The 20,777-nt window shown below is 36.6% G+C and carries 19 protein-coding genes, 1 pseudogene and 1 riboswitch; of the genes and pseudogenes, 11 read left to right on the top strand and 9 right to left on the bottom strand.

The window, feature by feature from the left end; genetic code table 11:
* The first annotated feature begins 42 nt into the window (after positions 1-42).
* Entirely contained in the window at positions 43-618 is a 576-nt protein-coding gene (locus SB773_RS22885; RefSeq protein WP_002029987.1) for a TetR/AcrR family transcriptional regulator, read from the top strand.
* 361 nt (positions 619-979) lie between these two features.
* Positions 980-2,182, top strand: a complete 1,203-nt coding sequence (locus SB773_RS22890; RefSeq protein WP_410592336.1) for an MFS transporter — start codon at positions 980-982, stop codon at positions 2,180-2,182.
* 53 nt (positions 2,183-2,235) lie between these two features.
* Here the strand turns inward: SB773_RS22890 and SB773_RS22895 are convergent, their stop codons facing one another.
* The gene (locus SB773_RS22895; protein WP_410592338.1) at positions 2,236-2,574 is read right to left on the bottom strand and encodes a winged helix-turn-helix transcriptional regulator; all 339 of its coding nucleotides are present in this window, start codon (positions 2,572-2,574) and stop codon (positions 2,236-2,238) included.
* A gap of 169 nt (positions 2,575-2,743) precedes the next feature.
* On the opposite strand from SB773_RS22895, the gene SB773_RS22900 reads away from it, so the two are divergent.
* The 3 genes and pseudogenes from SB773_RS22900 to SB773_RS22910 all read left to right on the top strand — a co-directional run.
* A complete protein-coding gene (locus SB773_RS22900; RefSeq protein WP_410592340.1) occupies positions 2,744-3,283 on the top strand; it encodes an ester cyclase in 540 nt (179 codons plus the stop codon).
* Positions 3,284-3,306: 23 nt separating this feature from the next.
* Complete coding sequence (locus tag SB773_RS22905) at positions 3,307-3,855, top strand: NAD(P)H-dependent oxidoreductase (protein ID WP_410592342.1); 549 nt, start codon at positions 3,307-3,309, stop codon at positions 3,853-3,855.
* A gap of 12 nt (positions 3,856-3,867) precedes the next feature.
* A pseudogene (locus SB773_RS22910) lies at positions 3,868-4,161 on the top strand (MDR family MFS transporter); the annotation flags it as partial.
* Positions 4,162-4,212: 51 nt separating this feature from the next.
* On the opposite strand, the gene SB773_RS22915 reads toward SB773_RS22910, so the two are convergent.
* The 5 genes from SB773_RS22915 to gapN form a co-directional block, all read right to left on the bottom strand.
* Complete coding sequence (locus SB773_RS22915; protein ID WP_002010828.1) at positions 4,213-4,416, bottom strand: hypothetical protein; 204 nt, start codon at positions 4,414-4,416, stop codon at positions 4,213-4,215.
* 251 nt (positions 4,417-4,667) lie between these two features.
* Positions 4,668-5,183 (bottom strand): type 1 glutamine amidotransferase domain-containing protein, encoded by a 516-nt coding sequence (locus SB773_RS22920; RefSeq protein ID WP_410592345.1) that lies wholly within the window; start codon positions 5,181-5,183, stop codon positions 4,668-4,670.
* Between the two features lie 282 nt (positions 5,184-5,465).
* The gene (locus SB773_RS22925; protein ID WP_410592347.1) at positions 5,466-6,665 is read right to left on the bottom strand and encodes an ABC transporter permease; all 1,200 of its coding nucleotides are present in this window, start codon (positions 6,663-6,665) and stop codon (positions 5,466-5,468) included.
* Positions 6,666-6,725: 60 nt separating this feature from the next.
* Positions 6,726-8,150, bottom strand: coding sequence for an amino acid permease (locus SB773_RS22930; protein WP_410592349.1), 1,425 nt, complete (start codon positions 8,148-8,150; stop codon positions 6,726-6,728).
* 146 nt (positions 8,151-8,296) lie between these two features.
* Positions 8,297-8,478: riboswitch (Lysine riboswitch) on the bottom strand.
* A 177-nt stretch (positions 8,479-8,655) separates the two neighbouring features.
* Complete coding sequence (gene gapN / locus SB773_RS22935; RefSeq protein WP_410592351.1) at positions 8,656-10,095, bottom strand: NADP-dependent glyceraldehyde-3-phosphate dehydrogenase; 1,440 nt, start codon at positions 10,093-10,095, stop codon at positions 8,656-8,658.
* A 784-nt stretch (positions 10,096-10,879) separates the two neighbouring features.
* On the opposite strand from gapN, the gene SB773_RS22940 reads away from it, so the two are divergent.
* The 5 genes from SB773_RS22940 to SB773_RS22960 all read left to right on the top strand — a co-directional run bounded on the left by SB773_RS22940 (position 10,880) and on the right by SB773_RS22960 (position 17,186).
* On the top strand, positions 10,880-12,640 hold the full coding sequence (locus tag SB773_RS22940; protein WP_002125499.1) for an ABC transporter ATP-binding protein: 1,761 nt from the start codon (positions 10,880-10,882) through the stop codon (positions 12,638-12,640).
* Positions 12,637-14,637, top strand: coding sequence for an ABC transporter ATP-binding protein (locus SB773_RS22945; RefSeq protein ID WP_410592354.1), 2,001 nt, complete (start codon positions 12,637-12,639; stop codon positions 14,635-14,637). The genes SB773_RS22940 and SB773_RS22945 overlap by 4 nt, the downstream gene beginning before the upstream one ends.
* 303 nt (positions 14,638-14,940) lie before the next feature.
* Positions 14,941-15,738, top strand: a complete 798-nt coding sequence (locus SB773_RS22950; protein WP_002030008.1) for an amino acid ABC transporter substrate-binding protein — start codon at positions 14,941-14,943, stop codon at positions 15,736-15,738.
* Positions 15,725-16,423 carry an amino acid ABC transporter permease gene (locus SB773_RS22955; protein WP_033706449.1) on the top strand — a complete coding sequence of 233 codons (699 nt, stop codon included), beginning with the start codon at positions 15,725-15,727 and terminating at the stop codon, positions 16,421-16,423. Before SB773_RS22950 ends, SB773_RS22955 begins: the two co-directional genes overlap by 14 nt.
* Positions 16,424-16,451: 28 nt before the next feature.
* On the top strand, positions 16,452-17,186 hold the full coding sequence (locus SB773_RS22960) for an amino acid ABC transporter ATP-binding protein (protein ID WP_002010843.1): 735 nt from the start codon (positions 16,452-16,454) through the stop codon (positions 17,184-17,186).
* Positions 17,187-17,237: 51 nt separating this feature from the next.
* Here the strand turns inward: SB773_RS22960 and sasP are convergent, their stop codons facing one another.
* Positions 17,238-17,441: a small acid-soluble spore protein, SasP family gene (sasP, locus tag SB773_RS22965; RefSeq protein ID WP_000013339.1), complete on the bottom strand. Its 204-nt coding sequence runs from the start codon at positions 17,439-17,441 to the stop codon at positions 17,238-17,240.
* A 490-nt stretch (positions 17,442-17,931) separates the two neighbouring features.
* Between sasP and SB773_RS22970 the strand changes: the two genes are divergently transcribed.
* Positions 17,932-18,177 (top strand): hypothetical protein, encoded by a 246-nt coding sequence (locus SB773_RS22970; RefSeq protein ID WP_002087367.1) that lies wholly within the window; start codon positions 17,932-17,934, stop codon positions 18,175-18,177.
* A gap of 16 nt (positions 18,178-18,193) precedes the next feature.
* Here SB773_RS22970 and SB773_RS22975 read toward each other — a convergent pair whose 3' ends face one another.
* Positions 18,194-19,654: a YheC/YheD family endospore coat-associated protein gene (locus SB773_RS22975; protein ID WP_410592358.1), complete on the bottom strand. Its 1,461-nt coding sequence runs from the start codon at positions 19,652-19,654 to the stop codon at positions 18,194-18,196.
* 19 nt (positions 19,655-19,673) lie between these two features.
* Positions 19,674-20,726 carry a YheC/YheD family protein gene (locus tag SB773_RS22980; protein ID WP_410592360.1) on the bottom strand — a complete coding sequence of 351 codons (1,053 nt, stop codon included), beginning with the start codon at positions 20,724-20,726 and terminating at the stop codon, positions 19,674-19,676.
* Between the last annotated feature and the right edge of the window lie 51 nt (positions 20,727-20,777).

A 20,777-nucleotide genomic window follows, 5' to 3' on the forward strand; every position in this document is an offset into this window, starting at 1 on the left:
AAATGAGTGACAGTCATTCAATACGCGTGTGAAAGGGTTTAGATGATGAATAAAAAAGAAAAAATTGTCTATGCAGCTATTGAAGTGTTTCAGGAAAAGGGCGTTGAAAAAACGAAGATTTCTGATATCGTGAAATTGGCTGGCATTGCACAAGGAACTTTCTATTTATATTTTCCTTCTAAGTTATCTGTTATGCCTGCAATAGCAGAAGTGATGGTTGAGAAGATGATACTTGCAGTGAAAGAAAAAGTACAGAACGATTCACCTTTTTCAAGTAAAGTTGAGCAAGTAATAGATGCAGTATTTACCTTTATAGCTGAATATCGTGAAATACAAGCATTAATGTATGCGGGCCTTGCATCAACTGAACATATAAAAGAATGGGAAGCTGTATATGAGCCTCTTTATATATGGCTAAGTGACTTTTTAAGTGAGGCAAAAGAATCAGGTGAAATTCGTGATTCGGTTCACGCAGAGCGAACAGCGAAGTTATTCATCGCTCTTGTTGAATCAGCAGCGGAACAAGTTTATTTATATGATCATAAAGATGATGAGCAAGTCGAGCTACAAAAGGCAGAAGTACTAGATTTTTTAACACATGCACTACATATAAAGTGAAACTTTAAACAGTGGGAGGGTTCATCCCCACTGTTTATTAGCCTTCACCAATCGGGCATTTAAGGGCAGTTATCTCCCACCTAACTTCCTCGCATTCGCTGAATTTTGAGGTGGGAGTCTTACTGCCCGTTAATGCGGGATAAAGAAGTAGTAAGATGAACCTGTCTGAAAAGGTAGGTTCATTTCTGCGGGAAACTGAATGATAGTCATTCACCCTGTGTTTATGTATGTGTGGAAGGATAGAGTGAAATTCTAATGAGTGGGGACATCTTTACGCAGTATGAGCCCACAAATAGCAGGATAAAGAAAAAGCTTCTTGGGCATTATTTTTGAGAGGAACTACGGGAAGAGGTGTTAAAAATTGAAGAAACCGATAAAAGAACAAAAGATGGTATTGATCATTCTTTTGAGTAATATATTTATCGCTTTTTTAGGGATTGGATTAATCATTCCGGTTATGCCGTCCTTTATGAATGATATGAATTTAACAGGAAAGACGATGGGTTATCTCGTTGCAGTGTTTGCAATGGCGCAGCTTATTACTTCACCTATTACGGGTCGTTGGGTCGACATTTACGGTAGGAAGAAAATGATAATCATTGGATTATTTATTTTTGGTGTTTCAGAGCTTCTTTTTGGATTAGGTACAGATGTGTGGATGCTTTATGCAGCGAGGGTGTTAGGCGGAATTAGTGCTGCATTTATTATGCCGGGTGTTACGGCATATGTTGCGGATATTACATCTATTCAGGAACGTCCAAAGGCGATGGGCTATCTTTCAGCAGCTATCAGCACCGGATTTATTATAGGGCCTGGAATCGGCGGGTTTATTGCAGAATACGGTATACGTGTGCCGTTCTTTATGGCAGCAGTGATTGCCTTTATAGCATGTGTGATTTCCATCTTTATTTTAAAAGAACCGTTAACGAAAGAGCAAATTGCAGAGATTTCTGCTAATACGAAGGAATCAAGCTTTATCGGGGATTTAAAGAAATCATTAAATCCAATGTATGCAATCGCATTTATTATTGTATTTGTACTCGCATTCGGATTATCGGCATATGAAACTGTGTTTAGTCTGTTTTCTGATCATAAATTTGGTTTCACACCGAAAGATATTGCTGCAATTATTACGATTAGCTCCATCTTTGGGGTAGTTGTGCAAGTATTTATGTTTGGCAAATTGGTTGACATGTTCGGTGAGAAAGTATTAATTCAAATATGTTTAATTGTAGGTGCAGTATTAGCATTCGTCTCAACTGTAGTCTTTAATTATTGGAGTGTACTTCTCGTTACTTGCTTTATTTTCCTAGCATTTGATTTACTTCGTCCAGCTTTAACGACGTTTTTATCAAAAGCAGCTGGAAAAGAGCAAGGATTTGTCGCTGGTATGAACTCAACTTATACAAGTTTAGGAAATATTGCAGGACCGGCGATGGGCGGAATATTATTTGATATAAATATTCATTATCCATATGCTTTCTCAGGAGTTGTTTTAATAGTTGGCCTCGGCATTACATTTATGTGGAGAGAGAAACAGTTAGCTGAAAGTTTCGCGAAGTAATGTAGTGAATAACGAAAAGCCTCTTACTATTTTTATGGTAAGGGGCTTTTCGTTTATAAACTTAATCCAAACCGCTTTAATTCAATGAATATCCCCTCTAATTGCTTTCCTTTATCCGTTAACGTGTACTCTACGCGAGGTGGAACCTCTGGATATACTTTTCGCGTTATAATCCCTTGCGTTTCCAATTCTTTTAGGCGAAGCGATAAAGTTTTCGGACTAATCCCATCCAATGATTTTTGTAAATCACTAAAGCGTAAAGTTCCTTCGATAAGAAGGTCACGAATGATTAAAAACGTCCATTTTGTACTAATTACGTCAAGAGTTTTAGCGATAGGACAAGGTATACCAGGTAAACCTTTCGTTAATTCAACTGGATCTATATTGCTCATGGAAATAGCCTCCATAAAAATTTTTTGAATGAATTTGCCTTATCGTATCACAAAACTATCTTTTTCGTAACTATATGAAAAAAATATCACTACTTCCATAAAGGAAGCTAGTGCATATACAATAGCAATACGAAACAGAAAGGATTTATATGAGGAGGTGGTGATTTCCATGGGGATAAAAAAGTTATTTGGATTTCTTAGTTTGTTTGTTATTTGTATTGTGCTTGTAGCATGCGGTGTGGAGGGAAAAACTGAAGTCCAGTTATTAAAAGAAATGCCAAAGCCAAAAGCAATGACAATTGATTCTTCACTAAGTAAAAAGGAAGCGACAGAAATGGTTCATGCAGCGCAGCGCTTTTACGAATTTTGGGATACAGGTAAAGAGGAGCTTATTCTGCAGACTGTGACTGATAATTTCTTTGATAATACGTTGCCAAAAGGCCGTCCACAAGGTGTTGAAGGATTAAAATTTGCAGCGAAAAATTTTCATAAAGTCGTTCCTGATATACATTGTGAGATTGAAGATTTATTGGTTGTTGGTGATAAAGTAACAGCCCGTCTTTCTTTTACAGGAACGCATAATGATAAGAAAATCAATTTTTTTGCAATTGATATTTTACATGTGAAGGATGGCAAGATAACGGAAGATTGGCATTTAGAAGATAATCTTACGCTGAAGCAGCAACTTGGTTTAATAGCTGAAGAGTAGATCATATAGGGGAGAGAAAAGTGATGAAAAATATATTCATTATAAATGGACATGAAAAATATGGTACGAAAGAAGGACGATTAAATAGAACGTTAGTAGATTATATGGTAACTGTATTAAGCGAGAATCATCATGTGAAAACAACAACGATTCAAGATGGATACAGTATTAAGGAAGAGCAAGAAAAGTTTTTATGGGCTGATGTTGTAATTTATCAAACACCAATTTATTGGTTTAGTGTTCCTGGATTATTTAAAACTTATATGGATGAAGTATATGAATATGGCTTGTTCTTTAAAGGTGCAGATGAATATGGAACAGGCGGTTTATTAAAAGAGAAGCAGTATATGTTTTCTACAACTTGGAACGCACCTGAAAAAGCATTTGGAGATAAGACGAAGTTCTTTGAAGGAGAAAGTTTAGAATCAGCACTTAGTCATTTACATCGTGTGCAGAAGTTTCTTGGTATGAGTCCGTTAAAGAGTTTTGCTTGTTATGATGTGGTGAAAAATCCTACTGTTGAGAATTATCTAGAGGACTTGAAGAACCATTTAGAAGAAGTCATTCAATAATTACAGTCATAATATGTAGGCTTATTCATTTATAAAATTGGATTTACAATACTCGGAGTGAGCTATAGTTTATGGATCTTATTAATCGCAGGGCTTTTCTAAACTGTAGGAGAGATGATGTATGTGCCAGTATGTCAATCTATTCTGGCACATATGGTACCAAATGAAGTAAGAGGTTCATTTATTGCATCTTGGGGCATGAGCACTCTATATTTCATCGTTGGTATGAGCAGTATTTTATTATTTATGAAGGCGATAGGGAAAGAGAAGTATCAGAATGAAGGAAATGTTTCTCAGATTGGATGAAACTATATAAAAGCGAACCAGTTATACTGGGACTCGCTTTTTATATAATTTTTAAAACGGATCAACTTCAGCTAAATCAGGATTGGCGTTAGGGTTTGTTAATAAGGTTTTCAGCTCACCTACTTCTGAGAGAGCGACGAGGATATAACCACTAATAAGGACGATGAGTCCGATGACTCGTAATGTTTGCAATTTAATGTCACGGCTATTTTCTTCTGAGTTGTTTTGGGGCGTTGCAGGCGGATTGTTGTTCATAATAGAGCTCCTATCTTTTTTATTTATATGTGCGAAATCATTATTTAACTTATGGATAGGAATTGTATAGTCATTTTCACTATATGAGAACTGCCTATGAAAAGTGATTAGAAATTTTGGGACGAGAAAAGAGGCTATCTCAAAAAATCATTAAAGATGAAGAAATGTTTCATATGGTGTTAATTTTGTTTTTTACAAATAAAAAGGTTAACCAAAGTAGTTATTTAGCTACTTTGGTTAACCTCTAATAACTACCCTAATATATGCAATGATTCTTCAATAAACACTGGGATGTCCTCCGGTTGTCTACTTGTTACTAGCTGATTTTGGCATACAACCACTTCTTTATCATGAAAATTTCCACCGGCATTTTTCAAATCGACCTCAATGGATTTATATCCAGTCACATCGCGTCCTTCAAGTGCTTGTGCAGTGATGAGTAATTGGGGGCCGTGACAAATAGCAAAAACAGGTTTTTTCGCATCCATAAATGCTTTGCTAAAGCGAACAAAACGTTCATCTGCACGAAGTATATCTGGGGAAAATCCGCCTGGTATAAAGAGGGCATCAAAGTTCTCTGGAGAAACATCATCAATACTTTTATCAATTACGACTTCACTTTTTCCTTGTTTACCGTGTACCGTTTTACCTTTTTCCATTTCAATAGTTGTTAATTCGTATCCCTTTTGATTAAAAGCTTCTACTGGCTCTGTGTATTCTGTGTCCTCGAAATAATCCGTTATTAAAATAGCAATTTTTTTACTCATTGCAATCAGCTCCTTATATTATATAATCGGTTCCAGAATCGTCCTTGAGCAACGCCTTTTATAAAGTGAAACTTTAATTCATATTTTTTCATTCCCTCCAGTTCCTTTGCCCTGTTAATTTAATAACTACCCTTTTTATTAGGACGTAAACATGTATTATCGTTTTTGTATGTAAAAATCATAAAATATCGGTTGTTTCAGTGATTCTTGTTTGAGGAAGAAAAATAAAAAAGCCAAGGAGATAATTTATTTTCTCCTTGGCTTTTAAGATAATTCTTTTCGTTAAAACGAAGAAACGCGTTGCTTCGTTTTTGGTACAATAATAAATTTGATCCAGATTAACCCGATAATCATAATGATAAGACTATGTGAAAATTGCCCTGTAGCAATGAGTATAATACTTGAAAATACAATGAGTTGAATGCTTAGCAATATAAAGATTAAGCGGAGAAATTGATTCATTCGTTTTTCAGTATCAATTGGATATAATGCTACAATAATATTTCCCGAAAAATATTTCCACAGGGAACGGAGCTGCATAGAAATCATATATAGGACGATATAAGCGAAAGCACCTTTTACATATATATTCGGAATAAAATATAGAGCGAAAGCACCGATCAACCCTAAGCGAATATATATACCGAAATAATCATTACCGCGTAAAAATGCTAGTGTATGTAAATAGAAGAAAGTTGCTCGTTTTTTATGTAATAAAGGTTCAATCCAATTTGTAAGCCATTTTCTTTTATTTACTTGCTTATTCAGTTGCGGAACATCGGTGAAAATGCTAGCAAATTGATAGAAATGAACGTCCATTTTTTCTTCTTGTTCGATTATGTAATCCCACGGTATTCGTTTTGTAGGTTGTTTCTTCGTGTATAGAAGCAGGAAAGCAAGAAGTAAGAGTAGTCCGCCTAACACGATCACATTTGCAGTATAAAACAGCATGTAAATGATCAGGGCGTTACAAGCAATACGAATGATAAACCATATGCTTTTTTCATAACTATCACGCCACATCCAATGTATGTATATGTTCCAGCCCTTTAGAATCATTAAAATTATAAAGATTGTACATAAGAAAGGTACGGTTAGTTGTAATGATTGCATGGCAAGCGGTACGATAACAAGGAACGTAAATATAAGCGGGAAAAGCTGAATGATGTAATTATATAGAAGAGATTTTTTAAAATAAGATGTTAATTTCTCTTCTAATGCAAGTAAATAGACAGCGTCCGGTTTTTGAATAAATGTGCGAACTTGGCATCTCGTTATAATGAGTGTAAGTACGATCGTGATGAGTAATAAAGATATTCCTTTAGAAGGATCCGTTTTAAGAAACTTAGCGTAATAATATGCACCTACACATGAGACGAAGATGAAGCTATATAGTAAACCGTTAATCATACGTGCAAAGTATGTGATGGCATTTTGAATATGTTGTTGAAAGCGAGAGCTCCATAGTGATTCGATTGACATGTTTTTCACCTCTTTTTTCTATTATATATGTTTTATAAAGTAAAAAACGAGCAAATTGCGTTACGCAACTTGCTCGTTTTTCTTTTCTTTATTTTTTTTCTGATCACGATTCATTAATGGATAGAAGGCAAAGCCGATTACGAATAAACCAATTCCGAGAAGGAATGTTTTTATATCGGATGCGCCTGTTTTAATAACCCATAACGCATAGCAAATTGCAATGACTGCGACCACACCATCTATAATTCTTGCCCGCATTTCATTTTTATAAGTTTCACCAGTTGCGACCAGTTTTAACTGGAAGATTGGTGAAACGAGATATGGAATGAGGTAGGCCAGTGTTGATACGGTAATAACGAATGTATAAGCTTCCGCAATGGTTCCAGATAGTGTTGAGAATAAGAACACTTGCGACATAATGTTTGTTAATCGTAATGAGTAAATTGGACTTCCTTTTTTATTTGTTTTTGTAAAGAAGGAAGGGAAGAAACCTTCTTTGGCTGCTTGATAAGGTACTTCTGAGCTTAATAAAATCCAGCCTAATATTGAACCGAATAGGGAAGTAAGAGCAAGTAATGCCATAAGTTTCCCGCCGCCATGACCCATTGCAGCGTTTAATGCATCTGCTAATGGACGTTCAGAAGCTTGTAATTTATCAACGTGAAGTACACCCATTGTTAAAATTGTAATTCCTAAGTAAATTGCAACTGTGATAAGTAATCCTGCAACAGTTGCGCGTTTTACCGTTTTTGGAGAGGTAGCTCGGTTTGATAAAAGAACGGCTGATTCTATCCCGATAAATGCCCAAAGTGTTGTAAGAGCAGCTAAGTTTACTTGTGAAAGTAGACCGTGTGATACGCCTTCTTTATCGATCATTGGTGTGTACCATTGTCCAAATTTTGAAGCTTCGAACGCAAATAACGTAACGACGATGAATAGAAGGAATCCAGTTACTTTCGTTGTTGTTGCTAAGAAGTTTAGCTTCCCAGCTCCGCTTACACCGTTTGTTAAAATTAAATGTGTTCCCCAAAGTAAGATGGAACAAATAGTAAATGTAATTAGTTTTCCAACTTCTATATTGAAAGAGCCAATTGAAAATAGTAGTCGTGTATCTTTCATAATTGGGAAGAAGAGCGATAAATATCCCGCGAAAGATGTAATAATGGCAACGTTACTTGCCCAGTTTGCAACCCAATATCCCCATACCATGCTGAAACCAGCCATTTTCTTTCTTTTTGGTGTTGAGAATAAAGCATATGCATGACTTTGTGGTCCTGTCGTTAAATCAGGACGACGAATTGCTAAATTACCGAAAACAAGAGCTAGCATTAAAACACCAAACCCTGTTGTTAACCAAGCTAAAGTGACACCGAGTGGGCTTGCTGTTTGTGCTAACGTACTTGGCACCATGAAAATACCAGCGCCAACCATGTTACCGACAACGAAAGCTGTTAGTACCCAAAAGCCCCATTTTTTTTGTTGCATAGAAAATACCTCCAAAGTTAGTATAACCAAGTCAAGCGAGGAGATATGTATGTCTTCCTGATAAGGAAGAGAAGGTCCAAACAAAACAAAAAAAGCACGTAATTTGCCGCTACATGCTTTCTATCTTATAAGAAACCCACGACATACCTCTCGATAGCTCTCCACAAACGAAACGTTTGTGACAGTTCTGCACTTATTAAATGCAGACCCAGCAAGCGTGCATGGTGGACACGACTTACTTCGGCAATCATTCCTTTCTCATTTCTTCATCAATGCCACTACATCTCCTGAAATGATACTCTTAATGACTGCAACCTCTACCTCACCGAGATACGAATGAGGATTTATGTATTAAATTAACATGTTTAAGAGTAACAAATGTATTTTTATACGTCAATGGATATAGTAATAATCAGATTATAGAGAAGAATTTGTTATTAGGTCCCGGAGGATTTTAACTAAAAAGCAGCTGACCTAAATATTAGATCAGCTGCTACATATAAGATTAAACTAAGTTTAATACAGTTACTTTTTCACGTGTCATAGACTCAAGGCTCTTGCGAATACCTTGTGCGCCCATACCTGAACCTTTTACACCGATGAATGGGAAGTGGTCAGGTCCGCGCTCTGTGCGCCCGTTAATTTGAACAGAACCAGTTTCGATTTTGTTAGCAATTGCAAATGCTTTGTTAATGTCTTTTGTGAAGACACTTGCTTGTAAGCCGAACTCTGATTTGTTAGCAATTTCAATTGCTTGTTCATCTGAAGAAACACGGATGATTGGAAGGATCGGGCCGAATGGCTCTTCCCAAGCAACTTTCATTTCTTCTGTTACGTGGTCGATTAATGTTGGATAAATTAGGTTGCGCTCACGTTTGTTACCGATAACGATTGTTGCACCTTTTTCAGTAGCATCGTCAACTAAACCTTGAACGAAGTCAGCAGATTTATCGTCGATTAATGGAACGATTGTGCTGTCTTGTTCTGGAGATCCAACTGATAGTTTAGCTACTTGCTCTTTTAATAAGCCAACAAGCTCGTCCGCTACGTTTTCGTGTACAAGTACACGTTTAATAGCTGTACAACGTTGACCAGAGTAAGAGAATGCACCGCTTACGATATGATTTGCAGCATCTTGTAAGTCAGCATCTTCACGAACGATACCAGGGTCTTTACCACCAAGTTCTAATACAAGTGGAATCATTGCAGCTTTTTTCGCTAAATGTTTACCTGTGTTTGTACCGCCTGTGAACGATACCATATTGATGCCTTCGTGCTCTACTAAGTAGTCACCAATTACAGAACCGCGTCCTGTAGCTACGTTTACAAGACCTTTTGGAAGGCCAGCTTTATGAAGTGCTTCAACCATTTTAACACCACTAATTGCACCTTGAGTTGCTGGTTTGAAAATAACAGCGTTACCCATAATTAGTGCTGGTGCAAGTTTTGCAGCAGATAAGTTTACTGGGTAGTTAAACGGTGCGATTGCTAATACAACACCAAGTGGTGCGCGTTGGATAATCGCAAGTTTCGATTTCGTTCCGCCAGGGAAGCTATCGCCCATCATGCTTTCTCCGTGCATATGTAGAGCTTCTTCGATAGTGTAACGAATGAAGTCAGCTGTACGAACAACTTCTTTCTTCGCATCTTTATATCCTTTACCGACTTCTTTCATAATGATATCGGCAATTTCATCTTGCATATTTACAAGCTCATCAGCCCATTTATATAAGTATTTTGCGCGATCTTGTAGAGAAGCTTCAGCCCATGATTTTTGAGCTTCTTTTGCAGATGCAATTGCTTCATCCACTTCTCCTCGAGTAATTGCTTGTACTTGCCCAATTACTTCGTGTAAGTATGGAGATGGAATGTCGATTGTTTGACCTGAAGAGCTTTCTCTCCATTCTCCGTTTAAATAAAATTTGTACGTATTGCTAGTTGTCATGATTAGTCCTCCTAAAATAGCAACTTGTAAGAGTGAGTATAAGGTGATTGTAGGTGGTTTGATAATATTTTTCAAATGAAATGTTTGTGAAAACGATTTCTTACTATTTTTTTATTTTGTATGCCCTTTCTTACAGAAGATTCTCTTATTTCAAACTGAATTATAAGTAGAATGCATCACTTTTATTTTTTTGTGATAAAAGATTATTTTATTCTAAAACGAAAAAAATAATTGACAGAATACTCAATAAAGTTGTAAGATTATAAATGGAAAATAAATGAAGGGGGTGTGCGTAATGATTGTAATCGTAAATGTAATGGGCTTAGCTCTGTTAAATGGCGGAAAACATTCATATCATTACGCAACCCGTGCGGATATATAGGACCTTTGTGTCTTATGAGAAGCGTACGTTGCGTATATCGTAACGTACGCTTTTATGCATTCTATTGCATATCGTCAAGCGGCGGTATGCTTTTTTTTGTTTATCCCGCTATTTGCGGGCAGTAAGACTCCCGCCTCAAAATTCAGCTGGAGCAAAGAAGTTGGGATGGGAGTCGGGCTGCCCGTAAACGCCCGATTGGTGAAGGCTAATAATCAGTGGGGAATGAACAAAACCCCCACTGATTAAAGTTTCACTTTATTTTCCTTGTTATTATAAAAAATTAGAATTTGGAAGGTGGAAAAATGTGATGAAATTGTATGGCTTACGAAATGTAAATGTGATGGGTTTGGATAGCGGATAAAGAAATGTGAATCAAACGAGAAAGAGAAAGGAGAGGTTATATTGTTTTCAGTATTACTAAAGTTAAGCTGGTTTTTTAGAGAGCATTGGAAAAGGTATAGTATTGCAATTGGGGTACTTTTAATTGTAAACGTGATAGAGGTAATTCCACCGAAAGTGTTAGGAATTACAATTGATAATATTAAAACGGGAGCCTTAACGAATGAGGCGATTATGCAATATATTCTTATTTTACTTGGGGTAACGATTGGTGGGTATGTACTTACTTTCATTTGGCAGCACCAACTATTTGGCGGTGCGTTCGTACTTGAGAAAACGATGCGTTCAAAATTTATGGGGCACTTACTTAAGATGACACCGACGTTTTATCAAAAAAATCGTACTGGCGATTTAATGGCGAGAGCAACAAATGATTTAAAAGCAATCTCCATGACAGCTGGTTTTGGTATATTAACGCTCGTTGATTCTAGTCTATATATGCTTACAATCGTTTGTATGATGGGCTTTTCAATTAGTTGGCAGTTAACATTTGCTGCGCTTATACCGCTTCCGATTATGGCGTATGCGATGAATAGATACGGAAAGAAATTGCATGAAAGATTTACAGTCGCGCAAGATGCGTTCGGGGATATGAACGATAAAGTACTTGAATCAATTGCGGGTGTACGCGTTATTCGTGCGTACGTACAGGAGAGTGCTGATCAAGGAAGGTTTCATCATTTAGGAGATGACGTGTACGAAAAAAATATGAGAGTAGCAAGAATCGATGCATTATTCCAGCCAACTGTAAAAATGCTCGTCGGTCTTAGCTATTTAATTGGTTTAGTGTACGGTGCATATCTCGTATTCCAATCAAAGGTGACACTTGGTGAGCTCGTTTCTTTTAACGTCTATTTAGGGATGATGATTTGGCCGATGTTTGCAATTGGTGAATTGATTAATGTTATGCAAAGAGGAAATGCGTCGCTCGATCGTGTAAATGAAACGTTAGCTTATGAACCGGATGTAAAGAATCCGAAAGATCCAAAGGTTGTACAAGAGCCAGATTACATTCAATTTGATAACGTTACTTTTTCATATCCTTCATCAATTGAAACAAATTTAAAAAATGTTTCGTTCTCATTAAAACAAGGAGAGACACTTGGAGTTGTTGGGAAAACAGGAAGCGGGAAAACGACGCTCGTTCGTCAGCTTCTTCGTCAATATCCACTTGGAGAAGGGGATATTGCAGTTTCTGATGTGAAGCTAGATAAAATTACGAATGATAACGTACTTGGCTGGATTGGGTATGTACCGCAGGAACACATTTTATTTTCAAAAACAGCGAAGGAAAATATTTTATTCGGAAATAGAGAAGCGACTGAAGAAGAGCTTGAAAAAGCGATTGAAATAGCTGCGTTTAAAAAAGATTTAGAGTTTTTACCGGAAGGTTTAGAAACGCTCGTTGGAGAGAAAGGTGTTTCTTTATCAGGTGGGCAAAAGCAAAGGATTTCAATTGCAAGGGCTGTTATTCAAAATCCGGAAATTTTAATTTTGGACGATTCTTTATCAGCTGTTGATGCTCGTACTGAAGCGGCAATTATTGAAAATATACGAACAGAAAGAAGCGGGAAGACGACGATTATAACGACGCATCGTTTGTCAGCAGTGCAGCATGCTGATTGGATTCTCGTTATGGATAACGGTGAGGTTATTGAAGAAGGTTCGCATGAAGCGCTCGTTCGAAATGGGGGTTGGTATGCAGAGCAGTTCGAAAGACAACAAGGTGAAAGTGAAAGTACGGATAGTGGGGTGAAAATATGAGTGTTTCAAAACGATTGTTTCAATACGCGATGAAAGTAAAAGGGCCGATTTTTGCAGCGATGGCGATGCTATTTGTTTTCGTTATTGCAGAACTCGCGGGTCCTTTCGTCGCAAAAACGATGATCGATGAGCATATCGTTGGAATAGAGAGACCCTGGTATGAAACAGAAAAGAGTGAGGATGCTGTTTCATATAATGGCGCCTTTTATAAGCGAAGTGATCGCTTTGAACAAGGTGAGCAAAAAGGGAAAGAAGTCCGAGTGATTCAAGTTGGTTTTCAGTACTATTTTGTACCGAATAAAATAACGCTTGAAGGAACTCGTTCTGTTAAGGGTGATGTGCTTACAGTACAAAGTGGTAAGGCAGTGCAAGTGTATAAATCGAAAGCCTTAACGAAAGAAGAAGTATTTGCGTTTTATAAACCAGAAATAAATAGGTTATTACTACTTGGCGGTGGATATTTCGCTTTATTAGTAGTCGTATCATTATTTGCATACGGAAAGCAGTTCTTCTTACAGAAGGCGGCAAACAAAATTATTCAAATTATGAGGGAAGACGTCTTTTCCCATATTCAAACGTTGCCAATTCGTTATTTTGACCATTTACCAGCAGGGAAAATTGTATCGCGTGTAACGAATGATACAGAAGCGATTCGTGATTTATATGTAACAGTGCTTGCGACATTCGTCTCTAGTATCATCTATATTATCGGGATTTTCGCTGCGCTATTTTTACTTGATGTAAAACTGGCGGCACTATGCTTACTCATCATCCCAATTTTAATTGTTTGGGCGATTATGTATAGAAAGTATGCGTCTGTATACAATCATAAAATGCGTTCGCGTTTATCGGATATTAACGGAACAGTGAATGAATCAATTCAAGGGATGCCAATTATTCAAGCATTTCGTCAAGAACATGAAACGAAGAAGGAATTTGAAGAGTTAAATGGTGATTATTTTAAATATCAAAATAAAATTTTAAATTTAAATGCAGCAACTTCGCATAATTTAGTGTCTGTATTAAGAAACATCGCTTTTACAGGTGTAATTTGGTATTTCGGTGGTGCTTCATTAAGTGCTTCGGGCCTCCTTTCTCTAGGGATACTGTATGCTTTCGTCGATTATTTAACGAGATTGTTCTCGCCAATTACGAACATGGTGAACCAACTTGCTAACTTAGAGCAATCGCGTGTTGCATCAGAGCGCGTCTTTGAATTGCTAGAGGAAAAGGGAGAGGCAGTAGAAGAAGAACGTATGCCTCGCTTAACCGGAAATGTGAAATTCGATAATGTTTCGTTTTCTTACAATGGAAAAGATGAAGTATTAAAAAATATTTCTTTTGAAGCGAAACAAGGGGAGACAGTGGCACTTGTCGGTCATACTGGATCAGGAAAAAGTTCCATTATGAATGTGCTCTTTCAGTTTTATGAATTTCAAAAAGGGAAGCTTACGATTGATGGTCATGATGTAACAGAGATGCCGAAACAAGCAACACGTGAACATATGGGAATTGTATTGCAAGATCCGTTTTTATTTAGCGGGACAGTGGCATCCAATGTAAGCTTAGAAAATGAAAAAATTTCAAAAGATCGCATCGTAAAGGCGTTACGTGATGTTGGTGCGGAAAGGTTTGCGAACAATGTAGATGAAAAAATTACGGAGAAAGGAAGTACACTTTCAACCGGAGAACGTCAGCTTATATCGTTTGCTAGGGCACTTGCTTTTGATCCTGCTATTTTAATTTTAGATGAAGCGACTTCCAGTATTGATACAGAAACAGAAGCAATGATTCAACAAGCGCTAGAAGTTGTGAAGAAAGGACGAACGACGTTTATTATCGCTCATCGTCTTTCAACAATTAAGAGCGCTGATCAAATTATTGTGCTTGATAGAGGAACGATTTTGGAAAAAGGCTCCCATGATGAATTAATGAAAAAGCGCGGGCGTTATTACGATATGTATAAAACGCAAATGGAAGGAAACCAGAGTGCTTAATTTTTAGAAGAACTTGCGATTTTCGCAAGTTCTTTTTTGATCGGATTGTCCGCTTAGAAGTTAATATATTTCACCGGCTGAAAAACTTATAAATAAGTAGGTATTGTTTTACCTTTTTCTTTATAAATGCTATATTAAAAAATGTTACTTATTTTTTGTATGTAGCGCTATTTTTCCATTTTGTTTGATTATGAAGAAAAAGGTTAAACTAAATAAGAACATTTTCATTGAAAAATTGTTCGAAATTGCATACAATCAATATAGTTTTTAAATTCCTATCAGAATACTTGGAGGACTACTATCATGAAAAAATTATTTTCAGTGCTTGCAGTAACTACATTAGCGATTGGGATTGTAGCGGGCTGCGGTAAAGAAGAGAAAAAAGATACAGCTAATCAAGATGCATTACAGAAGATAAAACAAAGCGGTGAGCTTGTAATTGGTACAGAAGGTACATATCCACCATTTACGTTCCACGATACAAACGATAAATTAACTGGGTTTGACGTTGAATTAGCAGAAGAAGTTGCAAAACGTTTAGGTGTAAAGCCTGTATTTAAAGAAACACAATGGGATAGCTTACTTGCAGGAATAGATGCAAAACGTTTCGACATGGTTGCGAACGAAGTTGGTATTCGTGAAGATCGCCAAAAGAAATATGACTTCTCTAGTCCATATATTTCTTCTTCAGCAGCATTAGTTATTGCGAAAGATAAAGATAAACCTGCTACATTTGCTGACGTAAAAGGATTAAAAGCAGCACAATCTTTAACAAGTAACTACGCAGATATTGCTAAGAAAAATGGTGCGGAAATCACAGGTGTAGAAGGATTTAGCCAAGCAGCAGAATTATTAAGTTCTGGCCGCGTTGATTTCACAATCAATGATAAATTATCAGTGTTAAACTATTTAGAAACGAAAAAAGATGCAAAAATTAAAATTGTAGATACAGAAAAAGAAGCGTCACAAAGTGGATTCTTATTCCGTAAAGGTAGCGACAAACTTGTCCAAGAAGTAAATAAAGCGTTAGAAGATATGAAAAAAGATGGTACGTACGATAAAATAACGAAAAAATGGTTCGGTGAAAATGTATCTAAGTAGCGCATTGATGTCAGATCGATTGTCTACTTGGATAGATATTATGCAGACTTCCTTCGCGCCTATGCTGAAGGAAGCTGTCTTTACGACAATTCCGTTAACGCTTATTACATTTATTATCGGTATTATACTTGCGACGTTAACAGCGCTCGCACGTATTTCAGGTAGTCGTATTTTACAATGGATTGCTCGTATCTATGTATCTATCATTCGCGGAACGCCACTTCTTGTACAGTTATTTATTATTTTCTATGGTCTTCCAACTCTTAATATTGAAGTTGAGCCATATACAGCAGCAGTTATTGGATTTTCATTAAATGTAGGTGCATATGCATCTGAAATTATTCGTGCTTCTATCCTTTCAATCCCGAAAGGACAGTGGGAAGCAGCTTACACAATTGGGATGACATACCCGCAAGCATTAAAACGTGTTATTTTACCACAAGCAACACGCGTATCAATTCCGCCGCTTTCGAATACATTTATTAGTTTAGTGAAGGATACGTCATTAGCGTCGTTAATTTTAGTAACAGAAATGTTCCGAAAAGCGCAGGAAATTGCGGCAATGAACTATGAGTTTTTAATTGTTTATTTTGAAGCAGGTCTAATTTATTGGGTAATTTGCTTCTTATTATCTATCGTGCAACAAATATTAGAAAAACGTTCAGAACGTTATACTCTAAAATAACCCTTTCATAAAAGGAGTTTTTGTTTTTATGATTTCAATTCAACATTTACAAAAAAGTTTCGGAGATAATACCGTATTAAAACATATAGACTTATCAGTTGAGAAGGGCGAAGTGGTTGTTATTATCGGGCCATCTGGATCTGGTAAAACGACATTCTTGCGTTGCCTCAATGTGTTAGAAACACCGAACGCTGGTAACATTCGCATCGGCAATAAAGAGCTCGATTTCTCTCAAAAAGTATCGAAGAAAGATATTGTAAATCTTCGTACGCAAACAGGTATGGTATTCCAACACCATAATCTATTTCCTCATTTAACAGCAATTCACAATGTAATGGAAGGGCTCGTTACAGTGAAAAAGATGGGGAAAGAAGAAGCGAAGAAAAAAGCAAACTATTTCCTTGAAAAAGTTGGTCTTGCGGATAAAGTAGACTTATATCCGTTCCAATTATCAGGTGGACAACAACAGCGCGTTGGAATCGCTCGTGCGCTTGCGATGGAGCCGGAAGTTTTACTATTTGATGAGCCAACGTCAGCACTTGATCCTGAGCTAGTTCAAGAAGTTTTAAAGGTTATGAAAGAACTTGCTAAAGAAGGAATGACGATGGTCATTGTAACGCATGAAATGCGCTTTGCTCATCAAATTGCGAACCGTGTTATTTTCATGGATGGCGGTGTCGTTGTCGAACAAGGTACACCGGAAGATGTATTTACAAATCCAAAAGAAGAACGAACGAAGAAGTTTTTACAAATGTTGCAATAAATTAAGGAAGGTCTCAAGGCATATGCCTTGAGACCTTTTTGCCATATATATTTATTTTTGGAATCCGCCAAGGCTTTGCTCAGCCATTGCAACTAAACGTTTTGTAATTTCTCCACCAACAGAACCGTTAGCGCGAGCCGTAGAATCTGCTCCTAATTGTACACCAAATTCTTGAGCGATTTCGTACTTCATTTGATCGATTGCTGCTGTTGCACCTGGTACTACTAATTGATTTGAAGAATTTTGGTTTGCCATAGGAATATATCCTCCTTAGAGTTATAAAAGTTTTTTTGGTTGGACTAGCTGGATTTGAACCAGATTATCGCCCCGTTTGGCGCTAATCCATCGGTAATTAAGTTTGTACTCATAGTATGGATGTTACCTAGAAAGATATACAAAAAAATAATTTGTAAATTTTGTAAAAAACATTTCATCATTTCGTAAATTATGAAATAAGAGTAATCGTTGTATTTTTAAGAAAGAAGGCTAAACTAAGAGCGAAATCATATGCGTTTTTTTCTTTGTATAACCAGCTTGGCTTACTTAACTTATGATTTGTTAAAGTGAGACAAATTCCAGTTTAGTAAAATGAAAATTAAATCGGGAGCAACTGCATAGTTCTGTTTTAACCCAGGGTAGGGCAGAAAAAGGAACTGACCGCGTCTATGCACGGCTAGATGCTCTCTTTAATCTAAAAAAAGGGTTTTTTAATTGTTTTTAAACGATAACGTCTGGAGGAATCATGATGGGAATTTGCCCGCTTTGCAACGCGCTAGAATCACAAACATATTCTTGTCAAAATTGCCAAGGTATACTCCAAGATTATGGGAAAACTGTAGATTACATAGACGATTACAGTGCATATATGGATCAAGAATTATTAAGTGCAGTAGACGGTTTAACACATAATAATTCACAGGAGTATTGCAATCATGTTTTTTATTGCGGAGTATGTAATGTGGAAACAGAAGTTGTAGTGAAGCTCGTTTAAATAAAAAACTTCCACCTTATGAAGGAGGTGGAAGTTTTTGTTTTTGTATTTGTGAGTTAATCATAGGGGAAGGGATGTTTTCGGTATGTGACGAAGGACCTGATTTTATTTGTGACTTTTTTTCTTTCGTGTCGCGCAAAGAGTGTTCAGTTAAATAGATGGCATATTCATAAAATAATTGGCGCGTAAGTTCACTTTGTTCTTTTAACTTTTCATCTTGGAATACAGTTCGCCCCGGTTTAGAATTTGCTTCAAATAGCCACGGGTTTTCCGTGGTGTCTAAACCAATGTCAAAACCAATTTCTCCAATGTTCCCGGTTACTTGCCCATCAAGTGCATAACTGATTTGTAAGGCTGTTTGTTTTAGTTTATTTTCAATTTGAACTTGCTTTGTTGAATCAGGAAATAGTTCCTGAAGTAATTTCGTATCACCGCCGCTATTTACATGAGTTGTTAAGCTACCTTTGCCGGCGATTTTTGCGACGATTGCACTGACTACCCAATTACCAAAATGGTTTTTATTTGTATGAATGCGAAAATCGACGGGTTGCCCTTCGAAGCGGAGCAGTGAGATACCTTGTTGTACGATAAACTTTTTTAAATCATGTCCTTTTAACACATGGTTAAGAAGGGCTTCTAATGATTGATACTTTCTTAGTTTGTTTTGTTCATTTTCACGGTAACGACAATAGTAGCAATTCTCTGTTTGAGAGTAAAATATTTGATGAATGTTTCTCCCGAAGCTACCGTGTATCGGTTTCATGTAAACAGATTTATACGTGCCAAGAAAGCGTTCTACTTGTTCAAAATGTTGAAATACTTCTGTATTTGGTAAGAATGGTTTGATTGAATCTTCTTTCATTAAAAGTTGATGCACTTCCCATTTATTGAAAAATCCCGGATTAAACCACGGAATCCCATAGTCGCTTTCTAAACGTTTTTTTGCTCTTACGATAGGTTTGTAATTTTCTGCTTGCCGATTTGGTAATCGGTCGTAAATGACATTTGGTAAAGGGACTTTGTTTTTTACCCATTTTCCTTCTTGAAAGAAGTACCCTTCAATTGTTTCCTCTTCCCAGTTTATATGTTGAATGCCAAAGACAAATACAAATGGCTGCAATGTGAATGGTGGTGTTAATAACTCACTGAGAGAGATGGAACGACTTCCTAAAGGAGAATTAGAATCATCGTTAAAGCCAGTTGTGAAAATCCCGATTAATGGGCCGAAAACAATGGTTTGATTGTGTAAAAAGGCATGGATTGTTGCTGAATGCGGTAGTAAAAGATCGGCTGCAATCTGTTCGCCAATAATAATTTCTCGCGTGAATGAATAATGAATTTTAATATTCTCACATGTAATATAACGTAAGCCAAAGAAAAAGGATGTAATTGGTGGTGTAATAGAAAAAACGTAAGGTAAAGTAATACTATTTGGATGCTCATCTGAAATACTTAATGTATATATGTGCTCTTTCAACGGGGATTTCCTCCTTTCGTTATGGTGTAAATCGGCTAAACTTTAATGGACCATGAAAAATTTGTTCAGCCAGTTCGTCGTTGTACCTAGTATAAACATCGTAAGATGGCATCGTATTGACGTACATAAGCCAAATGGCACCTTTTTGATCCATAATGGTAGAAAGCTCTAGTTCAAATAATGAAGAATAGGACTGATCGAGTGTTTTAAACACTTCATTTACAACATCATGTAAAGCATCTTTTAATAATTGAACGCCAGTTGGAGAAAGTAAATATTTAATTTTAGAAAATGGATGTAACATAGAACGTTCTGTTGCTGAAAGTAAAAATTGTGCTGGGAATGAAGATTTTTGTATAAATTGACCGAGCACTTTCCAATTCTGTTCTTTATTTTTTTGCATAATGGTTCGAATATGAATCGGATATGATAGTTGATTTGGAGGTTGTAACATTGGATGAATCATATAACGGAATGAGTGTATGTTCGATTTGCACCATGATATAAATTTATCTGTTCGTTTGAATTGAGTAGAAGTATGATGTTGTTCATTTATTGTATCGATATGAAATGTTTTATTTTTGTAAGTGGCCCGATATAAATTTTCATTGGAGTGTATATTGATTGGTCTTATAATAATATCTCTTGTTTCTAGTAGTAATTTAAAAATTCCTTGTACTGTTCCTTTTATTATTTTTGGTACGTAAGGGGAAAGACGTTTATTAGTAAGAAAAAGATTGTGTAAATCGCTTGGGTTAATAAGTGTGTTGTTTAAAAAAGTAGTGGAAGAACGTTTGTGTAATGAATGAATAATCGCATTTGCTTGTTGGAATTCCTCATCCTCTTTGAAATGACAACGATCATATATATATGAAGGAATGGGAAAGGTTTGATCTATCCAATTTCCTGTATCTGTATCGTAAATAAGACCAGAAACAAGATCTGTCTTTGAATCAATGCTAAACGGTGTGAATTGGGCAACGATGTTATGATAAAGACGAGCTCGCTTAGCGATTTCGGTGTAATACATTTGCTCGTGATGGAGCCCGGAAGTTAAAAGACCAAGAACCAACGAAATCACTCCTTTAGTAATAAGATGTTTGCATTATAGGCGAAGCTATAT

The sequence above is a fragment of the Bacillus sp. SIMBA_074 genome, from assembly GCF_046534555.1.
GTDB lineage: Bacteria > Bacillota > Bacilli > Bacillales > Bacillaceae_G > Bacillus_A > Bacillus_A mycoides.

What these genes read in the sequence shown, in the direction of transcription:
- SB773_RS22885 (WP_002029987.1), top strand. Translation starts at nt 43, where the DNA reads ATGATGAATAAAAAAGAAAAAATTGTCTATGCAGCTATTGAAGTGTTT.
- SB773_RS22895 (WP_410592338.1), bottom strand. Translation starts at nt 2,574, where the DNA reads ATGAGCAATATAGATCCAGTTGAATTAACGAAAGGTTTACCTGGTATA.
- SB773_RS22900 (WP_410592340.1), top strand. Translation starts at nt 2,744, where the DNA reads ATGGGGATAAAAAAGTTATTTGGATTTCTTAGTTTGTTTGTTATTTGT.
- SB773_RS22905 (WP_410592342.1), top strand. Translation starts at nt 3,307, where the DNA reads ATGAAAAATATATTCATTATAAATGGACATGAAAAATATGGTACGAAA.
- SB773_RS22915 (WP_002010828.1), bottom strand. Translation starts at nt 4,416, where the DNA reads ATGAACAACAATCCGCCTGCAACGCCCCAAAACAACTCAGAAGAAAAT.
- SB773_RS22920 (WP_410592345.1), bottom strand. Translation starts at nt 5,183, where the DNA reads ATGAGTAAAAAAATTGCTATTTTAATAACGGATTATTTCGAGGACACA.
- SB773_RS22925 (WP_410592347.1), bottom strand. Translation starts at nt 6,665, where the DNA reads ATGTCAATCGAATCACTATGGAGCTCTCGCTTTCAACAACATATTCAA.
- SB773_RS22930 (WP_410592349.1), bottom strand. Translation starts at nt 8,150, where the DNA reads ATGCAACAAAAAAAATGGGGCTTTTGGGTACTAACAGCTTTCGTTGTC.
- gapN (WP_410592351.1), bottom strand. Translation starts at nt 10,095, where the DNA reads ATGACAACTAGCAATACGTACAAATTTTATTTAAACGGAGAATGGAGA.
- SB773_RS22945 (WP_410592354.1), top strand. Translation starts at nt 12,637, where the DNA reads ATGAGTGTTTCAAAACGATTGTTTCAATACGCGATGAAAGTAAAAGGG.
- SB773_RS22950 (WP_002030008.1), top strand. Translation starts at nt 14,941, where the DNA reads ATGAAAAAATTATTTTCAGTGCTTGCAGTAACTACATTAGCGATTGGG.
- SB773_RS22955 (WP_033706449.1), top strand. Translation starts at nt 15,725, where the DNA reads ATGTATCTAAGTAGCGCATTGATGTCAGATCGATTGTCTACTTGGATA.
- SB773_RS22960 (WP_002010843.1), top strand. Translation starts at nt 16,452, where the DNA reads ATGATTTCAATTCAACATTTACAAAAAAGTTTCGGAGATAATACCGTA.
- sasP (WP_000013339.1), bottom strand. Translation starts at nt 17,441, where the DNA reads ATGGCAAACCAAAATTCTTCAAATCAATTAGTAGTACCAGGTGCAACA.
- SB773_RS22970 (WP_002087367.1), top strand. Translation starts at nt 17,932, where the DNA reads ATGGGAATTTGCCCGCTTTGCAACGCGCTAGAATCACAAACATATTCT.